Origin of the sequence: Shimazuella soli, from assembly GCF_022511585.1 — a bacterium.
In the GTDB taxonomy this organism is placed as follows: domain Bacteria; phylum Bacillota; class Bacilli; order Thermoactinomycetales; family Thermoactinomycetaceae; genus Shimazuella; species Shimazuella soli.
Genome location: NZ_JAKWBN010000012.1, coordinates 37,022 through 56,287, shown reverse-complemented (window position 1 = coordinate 56,287; position 19,266 = coordinate 37,022). Strand labels below are relative to the sequence as shown.

Below are 19,266 nucleotides of genomic sequence, written 5' to 3'. Positions count from 1 at the left end.
AAAAGGCATGCGTGTATTGGTAATTGGCAATGGTGGACGTGAACATGCGATTGTTACTAAATTAGCCCAAAGCAAGCGTGTTTCGCAAATATACTGTGCACCTGGAAACGCGGGTACTGCAATACTTGCAGAAAATGTGGCGATTGGGGTATCGGAACAAGAAAGATTAGCTGAGTTTGCCATTGCAAACGCGATTGATCTCACGATAGTAGGACCGGAAGTCCCTTTGATAGAGGGGATCGTAGATCAATTTGAATTGCTCAACCTTCCTATTTTTGGGCCAAGAAAAGCAGCTGCGATTATTGAAGGAAGTAAAACATTTGCAAAAGAAATGATGCAAAAATATGCCATTCCAACAGCAAAGTATCAAGTGTTTACAAATAGTAATGAAGCATTAGCATATGTTCGGCAAGAAGGAGCTCCTATTGTTATCAAAGCAGATGGTTTAGCTGCTGGTAAAGGCGTTGTTGTGGCACAAACCTTAGCAGAAGCTGAACAAGCCATTGTAGAAGCAATGGACGAAAAAGTATTCGGAGATGCTGGAGACCAAGTCGTGATTGAAGAGTATCTGACAGGCCAAGAGATTTCCTTGATGGCTTTTGTCGATGGAACTACCGCCATACCTATGGTTATTTCCCAAGATCATAAGCCTGTGTTTGATGGAGATAAAGGTCCAAATACAGGTGGTATGGGAACCTATTCCCCTGTCCCACAAATAGCAGATGAGATTGTTCAGCAAGCAATTGATACGATCATCTACCCTATGGTAGATGCATTTCATCAAGAAGGAATTGTCTATAAAGGTGTACTGTATGCCGGACTGATGATTACAGATGAAGGGCCAAAAGTTATTGAATTTAACGCTAGGTTTGGTGATCCGGAAACACAAGTAGTACTTCCAAGACTAAAGACAGATTTAGTGGATGTTTTCCTAGCTGTTATCGAAGGTCGTTTGGGTGAGCTGAAAATAGAGTGGAGTGATCAAGCAGCAGTCTGTGTAGTGATGACATCTCCAGGTTATCCAGGCAGCTACCCAAGTGGTTTAGAAATCACATTTCCAGAGCAAATAGACAGTCATACGATTGTGATTCATGCAGGTACGAAGGAACAAGATGGGAAAGCAGTAACTGCTGGAGGAAGAGTACTGGGAGTTACAGCACTTGGAAGTACGATTCAAGAGAGTCAAAAGCGAGCTTATGAAACGGTAGAAAAAATTCGTTTTGAAGGCGCGCATTATCGCAAAGATATTGCAGCAAAAGCAATTTTATAGACATTTCAGAGGTTGCCGAATTGGTAACCTCTTATTTTTATTAATTTGTAGACACTCAATTTTGAGAATCATAGGCAAAACCGATCAAGAACACAAGAACTGGAATACATATACTGACCATAAGACTGACTTGACCCCACGTGTTTTTCCTATCTCTCAGGAAGGCTAATAAACCGACAATGATCAATATGGGACCACAAGGAATCGTGAATAATGACACATAGCCATATAACTGTGGTTCTAAAACAGAAAGGATGTAAATGGAAAAACCTACATAAATGAAGATTAGAACAAATGAGAGGATTGCAAGAATCGTGGATGCTTTGGATTTATCTTTTACACGTGTCCAAATGAGAAAAATAGTAACAATGAGAACAAATAATAGTGGCGTATAGCCCAAGTGAATTCACTTCTTTCTGTAAAAATAATTCAATATGAGAAGAATTCTACTTTAGAATAACACAAAAGTGAGCAATGTTTATGCTTACATGAAAAATGTACACGATTATGTTTGTATACCGATTAATTAATGAAATTCATCGATATGGTCGAGCACCCATTGATAAAAAGTTCGGGCGTCTCTTCCTGTTATCTCTTGAACAGTAGAAGTTATGATTGGTTTAGGTGTCGTTAGCATTTTGGCGTATCCATTAAGCAAAATATCCACAAAAGAGCTAGGAAAACTATCGTCAGCAAGTAAGTATTTTTGTGCTTCTTGATGAGACAATTCTATCCATTCTAGCGGCCGATTTAGTGCTTTCCCGATAATATGCACTTGCTCTTTCTGGGATAGTGTTTCGGGGCCTGTGAGGACATATCTTGCTTTGTTGTGTTTATTTGAAGTAAGTGCTTGTACAGCTACAGCAGCAATGTCTGCTTCATGGATTAGATTCATACAAACTGTTCCGTATGCTCCTTTCACTATATCCCCTTTACGTATTTGATCCGCCCACCAGATTGTATTGACGGCAAAAGTGCTTGGCCGCAAAAAAGTATATTCTAACCCAGATTGTTCAATTAACTGTTCTACTTCAGAATGCGAGCGGCCAATTGGTTCTGTGTATTGTTCAGGAGAAAGGTCATCTTTTACAGCTCCAGATGAAAGAAAAACAATCCGTCTGATATGCTTTTTTTTAGCCATTTCTACAATCAGAGGAGCTGCTTCTGATGTATGAAATGGCCACATCAGGTACATTACATCTATGTTATCAAAATAGCTCTCTTCGGGCTGTGATAAATCTCCATATAAAATTTCAGTTCCCATTGGGAAGTTCGCTAATTGTGGATTACGAGTTATTGCTCGTACGAAGATATTCTGTTGGTGTAATTGAGATATGATTTCCCGTCCTACATTGCCTGTTGCTCCTGTTACTAAGATTGATTTTTTCTCAGATGAGTTAACATTGGTCATTGTTTATATCCTCCTAATAAACACTATGTTGATAATAGACGTTGTGTTTATTATGATGGGAGGAGGAAAGAAAATGCAATGATCAATAAATGCGGTTCTGTTTATTAATGATCATCATTTGAGAAAAGTGTAGAAAAGATAGTATTTTATTTAAGAGGGAACAGATATGACAACAAAGAGGATAGACCCAAGAATTACCCGTACCCGAGAAATGCTTCGGAATGCATTGATGGAGCTAATTCAAGAAAAAGGGTTCGAAAAAATAACCGTTCAAGAACTGACAAAAAGAGCAGGATTATATCGAGGAACATTTTACTTGCATTATCAAGACATATATGACCTGTTTGATCAAAGCAAAGCTGAAATGCTCAAAGGTATACGTGAAATAGCTTCAGATGTGAATCCACAAGATTTCCAGCAGCAAAATTGGCTGAAAGAGCCCCATCCTCAAGCACTTCGAATGTATGAATACTATGCAGAACATGCTGCGTTTTTCAGAACGATATTAGGTCCAAATGGGGATCCTTCTTTTTTGGTGGAAATAAAAGCAATCATGAAAGAGTTATTTCAAAAAAACTATGCTCTGTTTAAAAAGAATGAAGCTCAGCTGCCAATTCCTGAAGATTTTTTTATTAGTTATATAGTCTCTGCTAATTTAGGTCTTCTTCAGCACTGGTTTGAGACTGATATGGTCTATTCACCCAGAGAAATAGCGTTAATGTCGATGCGCATGCGTCTTGGTCTTTTTCATACAACTGGTTTTTGAATGAAATCAGAATGGGAAGGATGAGACAGAAAAGTTTAGCAATTTTTTAGGAAATCTACTTGATTCAGCTTCTTAAGCGGTTAGAGGATATTATCTAGAGAGAGTGAGCAGAAAGCAATTTGGTTCTAATAAGAAAAAAAGATAAAGTCATAGAAAGGCCGTTAGTAAATAAAGTGCAGACACAAATGGAGGGAATACAATGGACGTTACTAAAAAAACTGTTTTCACAACATTCACTCTTACTACTGTTGGTTTGACTACTTATCTACTAACAAATAAGAACAGACGAAAACGGGTTCTTGATCAAATGAAAAATGCATGGAATAAAGTGAAAGTTTCTTTGAATGACAAAAATAAGCATGATCCTGCTCTAAAGACAAAGATAGGACATCCACATCCACATGATCATGGAGACAATAACATGGTTTCCGAAGGGGCTATGTACTCTGTCAACTATTACAATGTACAGAAAGATAAAGAACAAAAGTAAAATTCATATCCTTATCTAGGCCAAAGGAATTAGCTATTCAATAGCCGTTTTTCTTTGGCTTTTTTATTTTTGCGTAAATAATAATTACGTTATAAGCGTGGTTCAGGTTAGGAGAGATTAGACTGGATTATGAGAAGGGGTATTTTTGAGGAAAAGAGACGGAAATGAAAAAAAGGTGGTTAAGCACAGCATAACCTCCTTCATAATGGGTTCATTCCAACATAGAAAAACCAAAGCGGGACAGGAGGTTAAAAGGTTGATAAGAAGGGTATACCTGCTTAAATGTAACCTCCTATAGAAGAAAAGAACGTTTTCATTTAACAAATTGTAGTCGTTTGCTTTTCTCCAGCAATACTCATTGCATGAACAGGAATCTGAAACCACCATGCGCCATCTTTTCTACGGATAGGTTGAAAACCAGCTTTTTTCAGGGTTCGAGCAACAGTCCAACTGGCCGTATAAACGGTGGCAAGGTTTGTGGATTCATCAAACTGGATTACAGTTTCTTTTTCTTGCTCGCTTAGTGACATTTTCTTCACTCCTCCATCCGATCTTAATGATCGTATGTTCTTGTTTTTTACATTCACCTGATAAGCCAATAGACTCCAAATTGCCACCTTTAGAACTAACAAATTCTTATCTGTATTTTTCGACGAAATATGACATAATGCCTTCTTTTTTTTGAAAAAAAATTGTCCTTTTCGTGAGAAAATTTTCAAAGAATCTATTAGCTAAGAAGATCCGCCAGTTTTGAAACATATCGTCAAAATCGAAAATTTTTGATTTAACCGAACGTTAGATTAATTACTGGTAATTAGACAGATCTCCTACTATCTTGAAAACTATTATACAAAAAACTCAGAAAACAGGCAATAGATAAAGTTTTGGATTTGAATAGTTTTTATTGAAATTGGACAATTAGGGAATGCATGTTCTTATATAGTTTATAGCACAACCAGAAAAGATTGGCAAGCATAAAATATTATTAAATATTTATGAAGATCGTTTTTTGGACAGACTCTAAAAAAATAGGAAAATGAAAAACTATATTATTTAGAATAAAACTTTATTTGCATGCGCTTACATAAAGGCTTGAAATCTAATGTTTATTCGTGCATTAGAAAAGTAAATAGACAAAAAAATGATTTCTTTATCAGGAGATAAAAAAAGATGTATTTATGTTAGCCTATTTTGTACCGTTATACAATGTTTTTAGTGGACAAAATTTTGTTATGCCTTCAGCAACTTTCATTGCAGACATCATTGCGATCAAGATGGAAAAAGGAGACCAGCACCTTCTGCTCAGTCTAGCAGTACTCCAGACTAAACCGGTTAACCCGCAGGTAATTCGCATAATAGCTTCCACGTTATTTAAGTTTTTCTTCATGATTTTACTTCCTTTCATATGGGATTGCTTCCTTAGTTTGAGCATAAAGTACAGTGATATATGTAAGACAACTCTTGGTAATGGAATATTATCTTAGAAAGTAAAGGACCCTTTGTTTTCTTGCTAGGCGGATAGAAATCTTCGACAAAATGTCATATCTTTGATAAAATAATCGAGCGTAAAATCAGAAACTAAGCATTATAGGGAGAGTTCCCCTTTGAGACATTTACATAAACGACTTATCGAATTGCTCTATTTATCTATATTGTTATCTCCATTTTTTCCACCAGTCGTTTTATTGGTAATTGCAATTGTAACGATTACTTTCTACCGAACACATTGGAAATTAAAAGCATGGCCGGAAAGTTTTTTCCTTTTGCTTACTGCTATCTCCTGTGTAAGCTGGTTAGTTGATCCTTCATGGTTCGATGGTATACCGATTGTTGTCATTGTGGGATTATGTTTCGGGTTGTATTACTTGCTCACCGTCTGGTTCCGAAATGCCCTTGAATTCCACTGGAAGGACATTCAACACCTTTATTTATCGTTTTGGGTAGGTGGGCTTTATGTAGTATTTATTTGTCTTATACAGCAGGTAGATTCGCCATGGCTAATCAATTCACCGATTGGGGCACTCATGCAGTTTTATAAAGAATACCGATATCAGACAGAATCTGTGCGTAGTTTTGGGACAACTGGTAATTCAAACCTGACGGCAGCTTTATTAATTTGCTTGGCACTCATCAGCATTTATGCTGCTTCCGTTCTGAAATTAAAATGGCAAAAGATAGCAGGATACGTCATGTTCTTTTTGTTTTGCTATGCTATTTGGCTTACAGGTTCACGTGGAGCGTGGGCTGGTTTGGTAGTTGGGCTTGTTGTCCAAGTTTGGATGACAGGAGCGAGGAGATGGACAGTAGGTATCTTCTTAGGGTTAGTTGGTTTAGTTACCTTTTTTCCTGAGTTGATTCCAAGACAAGAGACGATTATTAGTACGATTCGTGTTAGATTGGAAGTTTGGTCGACAGCGTTTGAAATCTTTAAAGAACATTGGCTGCTTGGAGTATTGCCGCTTCATTTTAGTCAAATCTTTGAACAGAAGGCTCACTTCAGCGTTATACATGCTCATAATATCTTTCTAGGTGTTGCGGCAGAATTTGGGGTTTTTGGCTTACTAGCTTTTCTTGCTTTATTATTTGTCACCATACAGAGGGCGAGAAGATGGAGAAAGACCGCAAATTTAAAAGAGGAAAAAAGATTGGCAGGTATGCTACTTTCCCAAACTGTTGCCCTAATCGGACATGGGATGTATGATTACCCCATACTTTCTCCTCAAATTGGTGTGTTGTTTTTTCTCAGTATGATTATTATACATACCCAGTATGAGCGACGTTGTTTGAAGCGGCCGGAGTGGAGTGAACCAAAAGCCGAATCAGAAATAGAAGACAAAGAAGAAAAGTTAACTTTAGTCACCAAATAAATCAGCAGGTATAAATCTCTTCCATCTGGAGAAAGCTGGTAACAGTTTTTTCAAGGGAGGGGATTTTTATGTGTAAAAACAAAATGACATTTATCGTACCCGTCATTACACTTGTGGTAATGGTTCTTTTTGTCAGTCAAAGCTCAGCAGAAACAGTGAAAACTTTGGAAACCGTGCGTATTCAACAAGGAGATACCTTATATGCTTTGGCCAAAAAGTATCACACTAGTGTTGATCAAATTGCGAAAGTAAATCATATCACCAATCCGTCTTTGATTCATATAGGCCAGCGAATTTGTATCCCAAATCAAATATCACAAGACGAAGTAAATAGTACGAGTGAAGAGAAGGAAGTTACCACAACTGCTTTTTCAAGAGGGAAATTACTAGGGACTTTTAAACTTACGGCCTATACGTCTGGATATGAATCAACAAATAAAAGGCCAAACGATCCTTATTATGGTATCACCTCCAGTGGAGCACCTGTTCAAGATGGAGTTACTGTAGCTGTAGATCCAAAGGTGATCCCTATTGGCTCAAGGGTCTATATTGAAGGTATCGGCTACCGAATCGCACAAGATGTCGGAGGTGCAATCAAAGGCAATCATATCGATGTCTACATTTCGGATCTTCAAATGGCAAAAGCTTTTGGCGTTCAATATGGGAGAAAGGTAGAGCTGATCGACTAAAATCAACCACTTTTATATCTTTGCGAGCAAGAAAACCCCTAGCTTCAGCTATGAGGATGAGAGCTAGCGTCAGGCGAGGGAGAGGTGATTTTCCTCTCTTGCAAGCCTGACATTTATTGTTCTTTGCAAAACACGTTAAAACATTAGCAAAATCTATCACGGATGCATCGTGGTCGGAATTTGTTTCCATGCTGGAATACAAATCCAAAGAATATGGAAGAACGCTAGTGAGAGTTGGAAAGTCGTTCCCATCCAGTCAGCGTTGCTCTTCCTGTGGACACAAAAACAAAGAAGTAAAAGAACTTCGACTAAGAGAATGGACATGCCCAAACTGCAAGGAACACCATGATCGGGACATCAATGCAGCGATAAACATTGTCCAAGTAGGTAGAAGATTAATCGCCACGGGGCTCGCGGTCTGAGCTTGGTAAATTTCTTCGGAGTACTGAAGATTACCCAAGAATCTCCCGCGTTCACGCGTGGGGAGTGGTCAAGTGGTTTTTTTTCTTGTATAGAGATGGTAAGCTAATACTACTAATAGGAAGTGAGGAGAATGGTTCGTGGCAAAAAAGAAGCAAGCAAGAGAGCCAAGAGTTGCGGCAGTTGATGAAATGGGAGTATTGAAACGAGATATAGGCAGGATGGTATTTTGGATTGTCATATCAGTAGCTGTTGCCGCTTTAGTAGCTGTTGGTGTGGAGACATATTTGGTATAGATTGACTACATAAAACAGAATTCCAATTTTTGGAGTTCTTTTTTTATTGGATATATTCGTGTCTATAAATGTAAAGGTGGGAATTTCATAAAAATACTACTTCGACATGAGAAGCAACGTTAGACTTATTTTCGACAATAATGCTAATGTATTTTTTATGTCGTTCAAAAAGTATACAATTTAGTAGAGTGTTGCAATTATTGCAATACAGAAAATCATGAGGAGGGGTTGACTCAATGAGTAAGAAATTCTCCAAGATTCCGTTACTTTCGATTGCTTTTATCTTAATATTTATGTTGACTATGGGAAGTGCATTTGCTAGACCAGATGATGATCCTGTGTATAGTGTGAAGCAAGAAAGAGATGTTCTAGACTTAAATCCAAAAACAAAAGCAAAATCATTTTCTTCGGTATGGACGCAATATGGAGATGTTACAGATGTTGGAGGTTCGATCTTATGCTCGGAAGCCGATGCGAAATCTGGTAAATCTGATTTGCAATTAATTGTTGCAGCAGCAGATGAGAATGGTAAAAGTATCTCCAAAAAGGCTTTAAAAATAAAGTGCTATAAAGGTTATAGCGATAAAAATTTTGTTGGCTTTTGGCTAGATGGACTGAAACTAAAAAACGGTAAAAAGTATAAGTTAAAGTTTACTGTAGTTAACAATACAAAAGACGGAAAAACTGCTTATCTGTACTATTATGTTTCACCTTCATCAGCAAGAGTAACTCCATCGCCAGCACCAAGCAAACCAAGTAAGCCAAACGGTACATCTTCTAGTAGTGGGTTACCTGCAAAATGTAAGTCAATCAGTGGAGATAAGTACAAATTCCCAGGGGCGAATTGCTTTAAGCTTGGTCAAAAAACACCTTATGTAGAAGTTTTAGATGAATTATTAATTAAAAATGGAGCAAAAGGCATTACAAAAGGTCCTCGCTTTACCCAAGCGGAAGTAAATGCGGTACGAGCATTCCAAGCGTCTCATCGTGAACTTAGCAGAATGGCAGATGGTTATCCAGGTGAAAAAACGTGGAATATGCTAGTAGCAGGCGCTAAAAAAACAGGCACAAAACCTAGTGGAAACTCCACACAACCTGAGCAAAAACCAGGTAAAAAGCCAGACAAAAAACCTAGTGACACATCTGATAAGTGTAAAAAAGTCGTTTACTCAGGAAAAGCTCCTAAATTCCCAGGTGCAGAATGTTTTGTTCTAGGGAAAAAGAGTCCATATGTAGAAAAACTAGGTGAAATGTTGACCAAAGCGGGATATGGCAAAGGTGGAAAAGGATATTACAAAGTAGGTCCTACTCCTACCTTTACTGATGTGGATCGTCGTTCTTTACAACGATTCCAAAAAGATCACAAAGAACTAGCAGGAGATGCAGATGGATATCCAGGTCCATTGACATGGAAAATCTTAGTTAAAGAAGCAGGTTTATCGAAATAATGTTCATAGAAAACAGGCTATTGTGAGGATAGCCTGTTTTTGTATTTTATTGAAACTGGATGGTACCGAATGCAATTAGAGGCTGAAGTTTATTGGGAATTTCTTTTAATGGATACATTTGAAAAAGAGGTCATGGAGTTAGCCTGAAAAGAAGTTTGCAGTTAAATGAGATTCCACTGACAGCAGGATTATTTTCCAGCTGTCACTTTTTGTGAAGACTGTAGTTCATTTATTTGCTCTGGACTGTATAAGACACTTCTTGGATAGGCGATGTGGATGTTATGCTGACGTAGAACTAAGACGCTCTCTTTTCTCATTTCTCTCTCTAAGTTCCAATATTCATCAGGGTCACTGAGGGCAGTGATGGTAAATTGCACCCCATTTTGATCGATATTGGTAACTCCTACTACTTCTGGCTGTTCTACAAGATGATCTTTAAATTTAACGCCAATCTTTTCCACTACTTCTTCGAGCGCTTTTGACACTACATCGAGATTAGATTCATAAGGAACAGTGATCGGGACAATTGAGCGCATTTTTTCTCGGTTATAGTTGGTTACTTGTGTAATCGTACCGTTTGCAAGATAGTGTAGACGTTGGTTGTATTCACGGATTTTGGTAATACGTAGACCTACTTCTTCTACTGTACCGCGGATAAGACCGTTGATTTCCACAATATCTCCTACCTCTAATTGACGCTCAAAGATCAAGAAAAATCCGGTGATCACGTCTTTTACCAGACTCTGAGCTCCAAAACCGATAGCTAAACCTAAAATTCCTGCCCCTGCGAGTACTGGACCGAGGTTAATCCCGAATTTCGACAATACCGTTAGTAAGGCGATAAAATACAGTGTATAGTGGACTACTGATTTAATCAGTTTTCGCAGGGTATGTGCCTTGTTTGTTTCTACTTTACTCCACTTGAAAGTATGGTCTACCACCCGATCTAGTAACTTTACCGCTACATAAGTGAGGATAATCACAAACACAATTTCCAATAGTGGAGCTATCAGATTGGAGACTGGGTCTTTCACAATAGAGGTAAATAGATTTTTCGTATGTTGGATTACCAAATCCATCATGTTGGTGGTCGTTAAAAATATGGACATTTTGTATCACCTCGGTAAACAGTATAGCTTATTTTGCTATATTTTCAGCTCTTTTTTCAGCCTGTTTGTCACTTAACCAGCCGATAAAAGAGAAGATGATATCATAGTTTTGATCGAGGTGAGCCACAGCGACAAAAGGGAACTGTTTTTTGTGGTAGTATCGAACATCTAACCATTTGACAACATATCCATTTTCTCTTGTTAAAACTTGGGGATAACCATAAGAAGTGAATGATAGGAAAGAAGCTACAGCATTACATTCCTTTGATTTTAGCGTTGCTAGATGGTTTTTATCTTCCGTTGTGATTGTTCCTGTCCACACCAATCTACCGCTCCGAATTTCCCCCATTTGAACTCTGTCTTTCATCTCTACGATTACGTTCCAATTTCTCAAGCGGTAGGTAGGGATAACGGTATATTTTCCTATAAGTTTTGTTTCCTGTTTTACCCATTTGGTTACTTGATGGTGGACAATCGTTCTCCAAGCAACATATGAAATGAGAAGGAGATAAATAATCGCAAAAATCATTCCTTCGCTTGTTCGAAAGAAATACCAACATACAAAGCCAATTAGATGTAATCCAAAAATAACAGGATCGAAAATATTGATGATATTAAGGGAAATCCAATCCCGTCTGAAGGGGCGTAAAGCTTGTGTTCCATAAGTATTAAAACAATCGATGAAAATATGGATGAAGACAGCAAGACAAGTCCATAACCAAAGGGTGAGAAAAGAGGGAACTGGTAGGAATAAGGAAATAATGAATGAAATAATAGTCGGCCAGATAAAAATCATTGGAGAAGAATGAGTCCATCCCCTATGATTCCGAACATAGATGGCATTTCCTTTTAGTCGGTATAGCGTGTCGAGATCAGGTGCTTGAGACCCGATTACGGTTCCGAGCAAGGCAGCGTAGAGCATATCTGGATTGTTAGTTACGCTTGGATCTAGATGTGTTAGCCCATATAAACCAATGCCCATCACGAAGTGAGTACCAGTATCCATTTTTTCCTGCTACTACAAACATAGAAAAACATCCTATTTCGTTCGATTAAGTGGTAAAGGACATTTTGCATATGTTGCTTCCACCTTTTGTAGCAGCTTTTCACCTCGCTTTTTTTATTCGTACTTTCGAGATTACAGTAATTCGCAAATACGTATTTATGGTGGAAGTCTTGTGGGTTTATCTGCTTTTTTTTATCCAATCCTTCTTTGTTGTTTCCGTATTTTTTATTTTGGATCGTAACGTTCTTTACTCCGCACCTTTAAAAAGAAGGTGCTCTAATGGTATAGTATTGTAATATAGTTTTGTCACCATGCGAATGAATGACAGGACGTATTTTGTATTTCTCATAGAAATGTAATTTTTTAGACAATATGCTTAATATTCCATTTACTTATCATTAGCTTATTCTTTTTCTTTGTGCAAGTTTTTGTTTGGGAAAAATGATGAAAGCACTTACATACTAACATTTGTTGACTATTATTTTGATATTTTAGCATGAAATTCCTGAATTTGTTGTTCTTTATATATATACAATTTATATTTGTATTAAAGAGAAGGTATATGTCTCCATAAGATTTTTCCGTTTTTTCTCACTTTCCATATATAATAAATAGAGAGTTACATAGAAAAGGATGTACAAATTATGGAAATCATACAACAAGATATTCCTCATATACAAAATTCCTTACTAGGGTGGTATAACGCAAATAAGCGGGATTTACCTTGGAGAAGACATTCAAATGCTTATTATACCCTGGTTTCAGAAATCATGTTACAACAAACCAAAGTGGCAACTGTTATCCCCTATTTCGAACGTTTTATTTCTCGTTTCCCTACTGTATATGATCTAGCAGCTGCAAATGATGATGAAGTCGTGAAATTGTGGGAAGGTCTTGGATATTATTCAAGAGCACGAAATCTACATGCCGCAGTGAAGGAAGTTGTAGCTATATATGGTGGTCAGATCCCAAACAGAAAGACAGAAATTTCCAAACTAAAGGGTATAGGACCATACACAACTGGTGCTGTTTTAAGTATTGCATATAATCAAAAAGTGCCAGCTGTAGATGGAAATGTGATGCGTGTTTTTTCTCGTATCTTTGCGTTAGAAGACGATATTGCTAAGCCAGCTACACGAAAGAAAATGGAGGAGGTTGCGGAACTATTGATCCCAGATCATTCTCCTGGTGATTTTAATCAGGCATTGATGGAACTGGGGGCTACAGTCTGCACACCTAAATCGCCGCAATGTTTATTTTGTCCAGTAAACGATTCTTGTTTAGCTTATGAGAAAGGTTTAGAAAAAGTATTACCTATAAAAAAGAAAGCAAGAGCACCAGAGAAAATTTCCATCATGATGTATGCAGTTACTTTCAATCGTAAACTTTTAGTGGTGAAAAGACCAGCTTCAGGTTTACTAGCTAACATGTGGTCTCTTCCTACCGAAGATCGTATGGAAGAAATGCCACATCTACAACAAGTGGAAGAATATTGTGAGATAAATGGATATTCTGCTAAAATCTCTAAAGATATATACTACTTTGATCACATATTTAGTCATCGTCATTGGAAAATTGTGCTGATACCGATAGAGCTTGATCAACCCCCTGAGTTTCTTCCAAAACGTTCCATCTGGGTAGAGCAGCATGCTATTTCCGATTTCGCCTTTCCTAAGGTATATCTAAAAGCATTAGAGCAGTTAGGATATAGAAATTAAGGGAGAGAGAATCGTGGATAAAAATAATTCGAATGAAGAAGGAGTTACAAATCGAAAAGCAAACGACAACCAGGAACACCAATTAGTTCTTTTCCAACCGCAAATAATGGAGTTAGAGGAAGAGAATCATAATTGTTTTTTACTGTGGCTTGGCCATAAAAAAGTTTTAATAACTGCACTTATTAGTTTGTTCTTAGTAGTAGGAAGTATTTTTGTGGTATTTTCCTACAAATGGATCATTACTTGTTTGGCAGATAAGGAGCCTGTGAAGCAAACGAAAAACATTTGGAATGCTCATATCATATTGAAATGGAAGGAGAAAACGTTTTCGTTAGATTTGAATAAAATCGGATATGATGGAAAGGACTTTTCATCGATTGATAAATGGGAGCTTCTAACATGGTTTGAACAGCTAAAGCGGCAAGTAAACACCCCTCCAAGAAATGCGGATCAAGATCGATTTGGTAATAAAATCAAACCAGAAAAAGTTGGTTCCGTAATGGATGAAAAGCAACTGACATATTGGGAAAACCATCCTGAAAAAATCATCAATAAGCCCCAGCAATTAAAGATGGTGACCAAGCTCCCAAGTGTAACGGCTGCCATGCTCAAACAAGTTGATAAGAAAGTGATCGGTAGCTATACCACCTATTTCGATCGGAGAAATACAATTCGAACGAACAACATGCGCATAGCTTCTAAATCTATCAATAACATCATTTTGCTTCCAGGAGAGATTTTCTCTTTTAATAAGATTGTAGGGGAAAGAACATATCAAAAGGGTTATCGTGTTGCTCGTAAGATAGTGAAAGGAGAATATAGTGAAGGAATTGGTGGAGGTATTTGTCAAATTTCTTCTACTTTATTCAATAGTGTAGATGAGGCTGGTTTATTCATTGTAAAAAGATTTTCTTTTAACTCCTTAACGACGTATGTACCGAGCGGACGAGATGCTACTGTTTCATGGGGAGGACCTGATTTTCGTTTTAAGAATAATCTGGATAAACCTATCCTAATCCGATCTCAGGTGAAAGAGGGTAAAGTGACTATTACTACCTATTCTGTGCCAAATGTAAAGTTGAGACCCAAAAAAGTAAAGGGTGCTCCTTCTAAAGTTTCACAGATGATCGTAAAGGGAAATAAGTCAACAGATAATCAGCATGGAAAGAGCTGACAATCATTACGAAATAGATCAAAAAAGAGCTTCCATCAACTGCCTGCAATCGTTAGGGACTAGCCACTTAGGTTAAGTTTCATGGAGGCTCTTTTCTATGGGTTTAAGGGCGGGTTTGATTGCTTCTTTTCATGATTTCATCTATAACCTGATGATGGAGATTTACTCCTTGTTCATTCATTAGTGGAGACATCTGCGAGAGCATATAATGGTGATAAGATAATTCATCTATCTCCCAGTTTTTCATGGGGATCGTACTCAATTCTTCCAAATCTCTTCCAAAATACATTTTTTTCATCACCTCATTTATCAGTATGTGAGATAATAGGGGTACTCCATACAGAAAATTTTTCAAGTTATAGGTTTAGTTATCAGAAAAAGCGAAAAAATGGTAATACAAGAGAAAGGAGAGGTTTCAATGAGAAGAAAGATGGAAGCAATAGTAGAGAATAAAACATTCTTTTTGTGGAGTTTTCGTACCTCTGCTGGTCTTGTATTTTTATCTGTTTTTCCGATTTTGTTTGTTTTAGTAGATGTTTGCTGCGGTTCGTTATCGGAACGATTTCATTATATTTCGGATAATTATGTGATGGTTCAAATTGCTTGGAGTTTAACTTTTGCAGCTCTCTTCGCTATTTGTTTTGTATTTACGATGCTTTTTTTTCATTTAAATCGAACTTATCGGCCTATTTTACAAATGGCATGGTTTATTAGCGTAGTAGCGCTATGTGCTAGCACCTTATATCTTTTAATCGAAATTTTACTCATGCCAACATTAATGGAGTGGTTAATGACTATTCCAGCTGAATCTGCTCATCAAACCTTAACAGTATGGGATCAATCTCTATCCCATCTAAGTGGAATCTTTATTCCTACTAGTTTGTCTATAGGTGGCCTTATTTACACGATTGTGATGTTTCAAACAAAGGAGATTCCGCTTGTATTTAGCTATTGGTCATTTTTTATTTGGAGTGCGGTCCTTATTGGTAGTTTGTTTGCATCTCATTTAGGTGTTTTTGTGTTTTTGTTACTTTCTGTTATGCTTCTTTTGTATGTTCCTTGGATATGGAAAGTAGGGACAGTATTGAAAAAATCTTGACGTATAAAGGGAAACATGACCATAATAGTAGTTAAACTAATAATTTCTTGGATACAACGATAAAGGCTAGTATGATTTTCGCTTTTGTACAGAGAGCAAACCCTAGGCTGGAAGGTTTGCCAAGGTATGAATCAGAACCCACCTTTGGAGTATCAGATGAAAGTCTGCGGCTGAGTCTGCCGATATCTGACTGTAAGGTGTCGTTAACACGGCATAAATTAAGGTGGTACCACGTGAGTAACTCTTTCGTCCTTAGGATGAAAGAGTTTTTTATTATAGAAAGGAGTCAGTTCCGATGAAAATCAGTTTTATTGGAGCAGGGGCTATTGCCGAAGCATTATTAATAGGATTGTTAGCCCATGAAGATGTAAAGTCAAAAGATATTGCCTTTATCAATAAGAGTAACCAACACCGTTTGCAGTATCTAACTGAGCGATACCAACTACCGGATATTGCCGAACAAAAAGCTATGTTACTATCAGCAGATGTGATTATTTTGGCTGTAAAACCACAAGTCGCAAATGAGACGCTGGCAGAATGGGGACCTAAGTTTAGACGTGGTCAGCAGATTATTTCTGTGATTGCTGGTATTCCTACTAGTCATATTGAATCTTTTTTTAACGAAGAAATTTCTGTGATTCGCTCTATGCCCAATACTTCTAGTACTATCGGAATGTCTGCTACTGCTATAACCGCAGGAAAATATGCTTCAAATGAAGATATGAAGCGAGCAGAAAAGATTTTTCAAGGCGTAGGTACAGTAGTTGTATTAGAAGAACATTTAATGGATGCTGTCACAGGTCTATCAGGCAGTGGACCCGCTTATTTTTATTTGATGGTGGAAGGTTTAGAATTGGCAGCACAGAAAGTTGGTTTGCCGCGTAACGTTTCTAGGCAATTAATCCTTCAAACATTAATAGGTGCTTCCCATATGTTGATGGAAACAGAGAAAAAACCAGAAGTATTAAGACAAGAGATAACATCAGAGGGTGGGACAACAGCTGCTGGTTTACAAGTGATGAAAGAATATAAATTTATCGAAGGACTGGAAAAAACGATAGAAGCAGCTACAAAGCGTTCTAAAGAAATGGGAGAAGCCGTGTGTATGAAATAGAAATATAATACTCATTGTTATTTTTTGAACCTTAGCTATAAAAAGAGTAGTTAAGGTTTTTTTTTTGAAAAAAATAATTCTGATTTTTAGGTTTTAGAAACTTGTGTTATTGGAAATAAAGAGACTAAAGACATGACTAGGGAGAGACAAGAAGATGATTCCATTTCAAGTGGGTGAGGTAATTGACATAAACAGCTATAAACATGGCGGTGAATTTCATCGACAGTGGAAAGGGTCAAAAGTCTTATCATCCGATGAAATTCTAATTGTTTCCAACTATCATCCGAAGGTAACTGAGTCTGATGGTAGAATTCATACTTATCCAGGTCTTTCTATTGCTCTGTTTTTTCCAGAAGAGTGGTGGAATATAGTCATGATTTATCGATATAACAAACGTTTGGTTTCTTATTATTGCAACATAGCATCTCCGTTTTGTATGGATCGAGAAAATGCTTGTATCAGTTACATTGATTATGATATCGATTTGATCGTTAGGCCGAACCAGAGTTTTAAAGTGGTAGATGAGCATGAATTTGTGGAAAATAGCCAGAAGTATTCCTATCCTAACTCCATTTTGAAAAGAGTGGAATTAGCAGTGAAGCAGTTGACAACATGGGTAAAAAAAGGAAAAATCCCGTTTACCAAAGAATTTGCATCACACTGGTATCATCAGTATCTTTCCCTTGAATTATCAGGGGTGAATGGAAGATGCAATATGTAGTTGCTAAGCGTTCCATTGTCTGGGGATTTGTTTTCCTCTTTGTGCTAGCAATTGTAATTTTGGTTAATCAGTTTGTTATTTCGTTATCAGTTGTGAATGGTACGTCCATGCGACCTACCCTTCAAAATGGCGACCGTTTGCTGGTTAACAAGTGGGATCTGCTCTTTGGCAAACCACACAGGGGGGATGTGATTACATTTGAAGATCCTGAAGAAAAAGGAAGGTATCTAGTAAAGCGAGTAGTTGGTGTTCCAGGTGACACAATTGAAGTGAAAAATGGACAACTCTATCGTAATGGGAAGTTAGCAAATGAGCCTTATATCGATGTATCTATTGAAGATGGTGACTTTGCTCCGGTTAAAGTTCTCTCTGGTACCGTGTTTGTGATGGGCGATAATCGTCATCGTTATGCCAGTCGAGACAGCCGCTATCAGAGTGTTGGTTTGGTGCCTTATGGTTTAATTAGTGGAAAAGTGGAAATAATCTTATGGAGACCATCTCTTTCAACTTTCCTTTAAAAAAATTGGTCAAAAATAAGAAAATCAAGTGAAATTCAAAAAATGTTCACAAAAACCAATTTGCCTGTTCCGCCAAATAACGGATAATGGTGTAGGTGCAGTGGATGAAAAAAACTCAATAATTCAATTACCGCAACAAAATTTTTCCATAAAATATTTCGGATAACGATATATTTTATGACAAAATAAATAGTAAGGGTAATGGTTAATAGGGAGGAAAACACATGAATTTACTAAGTAAAACACGTAGAATTTCAAAAATACTTCAAAAAAATGCAGGTCACAATCTTGTCGATTTTGATGAGGTGGCTCAAGCACTTTGTGATGTTATCGGTGCAAACATTTATGTGGTTAATCCAGAAGGTCAGATGTTAGGGTTAGCCATTAATCACGAGTTTGACAATGAGCGCATGAATGAATATATAGAAAAACGAACTTTTCCAAATGAATTTGCTGGTTTGCTGATGGAAGTGGGCAAAACAATGTCTAATTTAGGTATCGATAGCCCATACACTGCATATCCAACAGAATTAAAAGGTCAATTTGCAAAAGCATTTACAACAGTTGTACCAATTATCAGTGGTGGAGATCATTTGGGTACATTGCTTCTCTCTCGTGTAGAAGAAGAGTTTGTAGATGATGATCTAATCCTTGCTGAGTATGGTGCTAACGTTGTAGGAATGGAAATTTTACGTGAACGTGCTGGCCAAGTGGAAGAAGAAGCCCGTAGTCGCGCAGTTGTACAATTGGCAATTAATTCGCTATCTTTTAGTGAATTGGAAGCCGCTGAACACATTTTCAATGAGTTGGATGGTTTGGAAGGTTTACTAGTTGCTAGTAAAATCGCTGATCGTGTAGGTATTACACGTTCTGTGATCGTCAATGCACTTCGAAAACTAGAAAGTGCTGGTGTCGTAGAATCTCGTTCTCTAGGAATGAAAGGTACCTATATCAAGATTTTAAATCCTAGATTGCTGCCTGCTTTGGAGAAAGCACGTCACTAGTGTTTATTTAGCAATATCATAAAAATCCCTGTTGACAGAAGTTAACGGGGATTTTTGATTCCAACAAGGTGGTATTCGATTTCTAATAATTTGACAAATAAATAGCTGATATGTGTCTAATTTACGACAACTGCATTTCCTGATGA

Annotated in this window: 21 protein-coding genes and 1 pseudogene; 15 read left to right on the top strand and 7 right to left on the bottom strand. The window is 37.4% G+C overall.

The window, feature by feature from the left end; genetic code table 11:
• The first annotated feature begins 7 nt into the window (after positions 1 to 7).
• A complete protein-coding gene (gene purD, locus MK805_RS16980; protein ID WP_240877106.1) occupies positions 8 to 1,270 on the top strand; it encodes a phosphoribosylamine--glycine ligase in 1,263 nt (420 codons plus the stop codon).
• A 55-nt stretch (positions 1,271 to 1,325) separates the two neighbouring features.
• Here the strand turns inward: purD and MK805_RS16975 are convergent, their stop codons facing one another.
• Both MK805_RS16975 and MK805_RS16970 read right to left on the bottom strand, forming a co-directional pair.
• The gene (locus tag MK805_RS16975) at positions 1,326 to 1,670 is read right to left on the bottom strand and encodes a hypothetical protein (RefSeq protein ID WP_240877105.1); all 345 of its coding nucleotides are present in this window, start codon (positions 1,668 to 1,670) and stop codon (positions 1,326 to 1,328) included.
• A 126-nt stretch (positions 1,671 to 1,796) separates the two neighbouring features.
• Positions 1,797 to 2,681, bottom strand: coding sequence for an NAD(P)H-binding protein (locus MK805_RS16970; protein WP_240877104.1), 885 nt, complete (start codon positions 2,679 to 2,681; stop codon positions 1,797 to 1,799).
• Positions 2,682 to 2,847: 166 nt separating this feature from the next.
• On the opposite strand from MK805_RS16970, the gene MK805_RS16965 reads away from it, so the two are divergent.
• Together MK805_RS16965 and MK805_RS16960 are read left to right on the top strand one after the other, a co-directional pair.
• Positions 2,848 to 3,447, top strand: a complete 600-nt coding sequence (locus MK805_RS16965) for a TetR/AcrR family transcriptional regulator (RefSeq protein ID WP_240877103.1) — start codon at positions 2,848 to 2,850, stop codon at positions 3,445 to 3,447.
• A 199-nt stretch (positions 3,448 to 3,646) separates the two neighbouring features.
• Entirely contained in the window at positions 3,647 to 3,937 is a 291-nt protein-coding gene (locus MK805_RS16960; RefSeq protein WP_240877102.1) for a hypothetical protein, read from the top strand.
• 317 nt (positions 3,938 to 4,254) lie between these two features.
• Here MK805_RS16960 and MK805_RS16955 read toward each other — a convergent pair whose 3' ends face one another.
• Together MK805_RS16955 and MK805_RS16950 are read right to left on the bottom strand one after the other, a co-directional pair.
• Positions 4,255 to 4,467: a hypothetical protein gene (locus MK805_RS16955; RefSeq protein ID WP_028778373.1), complete on the bottom strand. Its 213-nt coding sequence runs from the start codon at positions 4,465 to 4,467 to the stop codon at positions 4,255 to 4,257.
• 656 nt (positions 4,468 to 5,123) lie between these two features.
• The gene (locus MK805_RS16950) at positions 5,124 to 5,324 is read right to left on the bottom strand and encodes a YgaP family membrane protein (protein WP_240877101.1); all 201 of its coding nucleotides are present in this window, start codon (positions 5,322 to 5,324) and stop codon (positions 5,124 to 5,126) included.
• Positions 5,325 to 5,541: 217 nt separating this feature from the next.
• Between MK805_RS16950 and MK805_RS16945 the strand changes: the two genes are divergently transcribed.
• The 5 genes and pseudogenes from MK805_RS16945 (at position 5,542) to MK805_RS16920 (ending at position 9,657) form a co-directional block, all read left to right on the top strand.
• Positions 5,542 to 6,804, top strand: coding sequence for an O-antigen ligase family protein (locus MK805_RS16945; RefSeq protein WP_240877100.1), 1,263 nt, complete (start codon positions 5,542 to 5,544; stop codon positions 6,802 to 6,804).
• Positions 6,805 to 6,872: 68 nt separating this feature from the next.
• Positions 6,873 to 7,493, top strand: coding sequence for a 3D domain-containing protein (locus MK805_RS17965; protein WP_275092340.1), 621 nt, complete (start codon positions 6,873 to 6,875; stop codon positions 7,491 to 7,493).
• Positions 7,494 to 7,630: 137 nt separating this feature from the next.
• Positions 7,631 to 7,915 (top strand): annotated as a pseudogene (locus tag MK805_RS16930) (RNA-guided endonuclease TnpB family protein); the annotation flags it as partial.
• Between the two features lie 138 nt (positions 7,916 to 8,053).
• Entirely contained in the window at positions 8,054 to 8,209 is a 156-nt protein-coding gene (locus MK805_RS16925; RefSeq protein ID WP_240877099.1) for a hypothetical protein, read from the top strand.
• A gap of 236 nt (positions 8,210 to 8,445) precedes the next feature.
• The gene (locus tag MK805_RS16920; protein WP_240877098.1) at positions 8,446 to 9,657 is read left to right on the top strand and encodes a peptidoglycan-binding protein; all 1,212 of its coding nucleotides are present in this window, start codon (positions 8,446 to 8,448) and stop codon (positions 9,655 to 9,657) included.
• A gap of 188 nt (positions 9,658 to 9,845) precedes the next feature.
• Here the strand turns inward: MK805_RS16920 and MK805_RS16915 are convergent, their stop codons facing one another.
• Complete coding sequence (locus MK805_RS16915; protein WP_240877097.1) at positions 9,846 to 10,766, bottom strand: mechanosensitive ion channel family protein; 921 nt, start codon at positions 10,764 to 10,766, stop codon at positions 9,846 to 9,848.
• Positions 10,767 to 10,794: 28 nt separating this feature from the next.
• A complete protein-coding gene (locus tag MK805_RS16910; protein WP_240877096.1) occupies positions 10,795 to 11,772 on the bottom strand; it encodes a metal-dependent hydrolase in 978 nt (325 codons plus the stop codon).
• 644 nt (positions 11,773 to 12,416) lie between these two features.
• Here MK805_RS16910 and mutY point away from each other — a divergent pair.
• The gene (gene mutY / locus MK805_RS16905) at positions 12,417 to 13,490 is read left to right on the top strand and encodes an A/G-specific adenine glycosylase (RefSeq protein ID WP_240877095.1); all 1,074 of its coding nucleotides are present in this window, start codon (positions 12,417 to 12,419) and stop codon (positions 13,488 to 13,490) included.
• A 13-nt stretch (positions 13,491 to 13,503) separates the two neighbouring features.
• On the top strand, positions 13,504 to 14,664 hold the full coding sequence (locus tag MK805_RS18080) for a VanW family protein (protein ID WP_240877093.1): 1,161 nt from the start codon (positions 13,504 to 13,506) through the stop codon (positions 14,662 to 14,664).
• A 103-nt stretch (positions 14,665 to 14,767) separates the two neighbouring features.
• On the opposite strand, the gene MK805_RS16895 is transcribed toward MK805_RS18080, so the two are convergent.
• Positions 14,768 to 14,953 (bottom strand): hypothetical protein, encoded by a 186-nt coding sequence (locus MK805_RS16895; protein WP_240877092.1) that lies wholly within the window; start codon positions 14,951 to 14,953, stop codon positions 14,768 to 14,770.
• Positions 14,954 to 15,082: 129 nt separating this feature from the next.
• Here MK805_RS16895 and MK805_RS16890 point away from each other — a divergent pair, with 129 nt between their 5' ends.
• The 5 genes from MK805_RS16890 (at position 15,083) to codY (ending at position 19,120) form a co-directional block, all read left to right on the top strand.
• Positions 15,083 to 15,763 (top strand): hypothetical protein, encoded by a 681-nt coding sequence (locus MK805_RS16890; RefSeq protein ID WP_240877091.1) that lies wholly within the window; start codon positions 15,083 to 15,085, stop codon positions 15,761 to 15,763.
• A 295-nt stretch (positions 15,764 to 16,058) separates the two neighbouring features.
• Entirely contained in the window at positions 16,059 to 16,877 is an 819-nt protein-coding gene (gene proC, locus MK805_RS16885) for a pyrroline-5-carboxylate reductase (protein ID WP_240877090.1), read from the top strand.
• Between the two features lie 154 nt (positions 16,878 to 17,031).
• A complete protein-coding gene (locus MK805_RS16880) occupies positions 17,032 to 17,598 on the top strand; it encodes a DUF402 domain-containing protein (RefSeq protein WP_240877089.1) in 567 nt (188 codons plus the stop codon).
• A complete protein-coding gene (lepB, locus tag MK805_RS16875; protein ID WP_240877088.1) occupies positions 17,586 to 18,116 on the top strand; it encodes a signal peptidase I in 531 nt (176 codons plus the stop codon). Before MK805_RS16880 ends, lepB begins: the two co-directional genes overlap by 13 nt.
• 224 nt (positions 18,117 to 18,340) lie before the next feature.
• A complete protein-coding gene (codY, locus tag MK805_RS16870; protein WP_240877087.1) occupies positions 18,341 to 19,120 on the top strand; it encodes a GTP-sensing pleiotropic transcriptional regulator CodY in 780 nt (259 codons plus the stop codon).
• Positions 19,121 to 19,266: the final 146 nt, after the last annotated feature.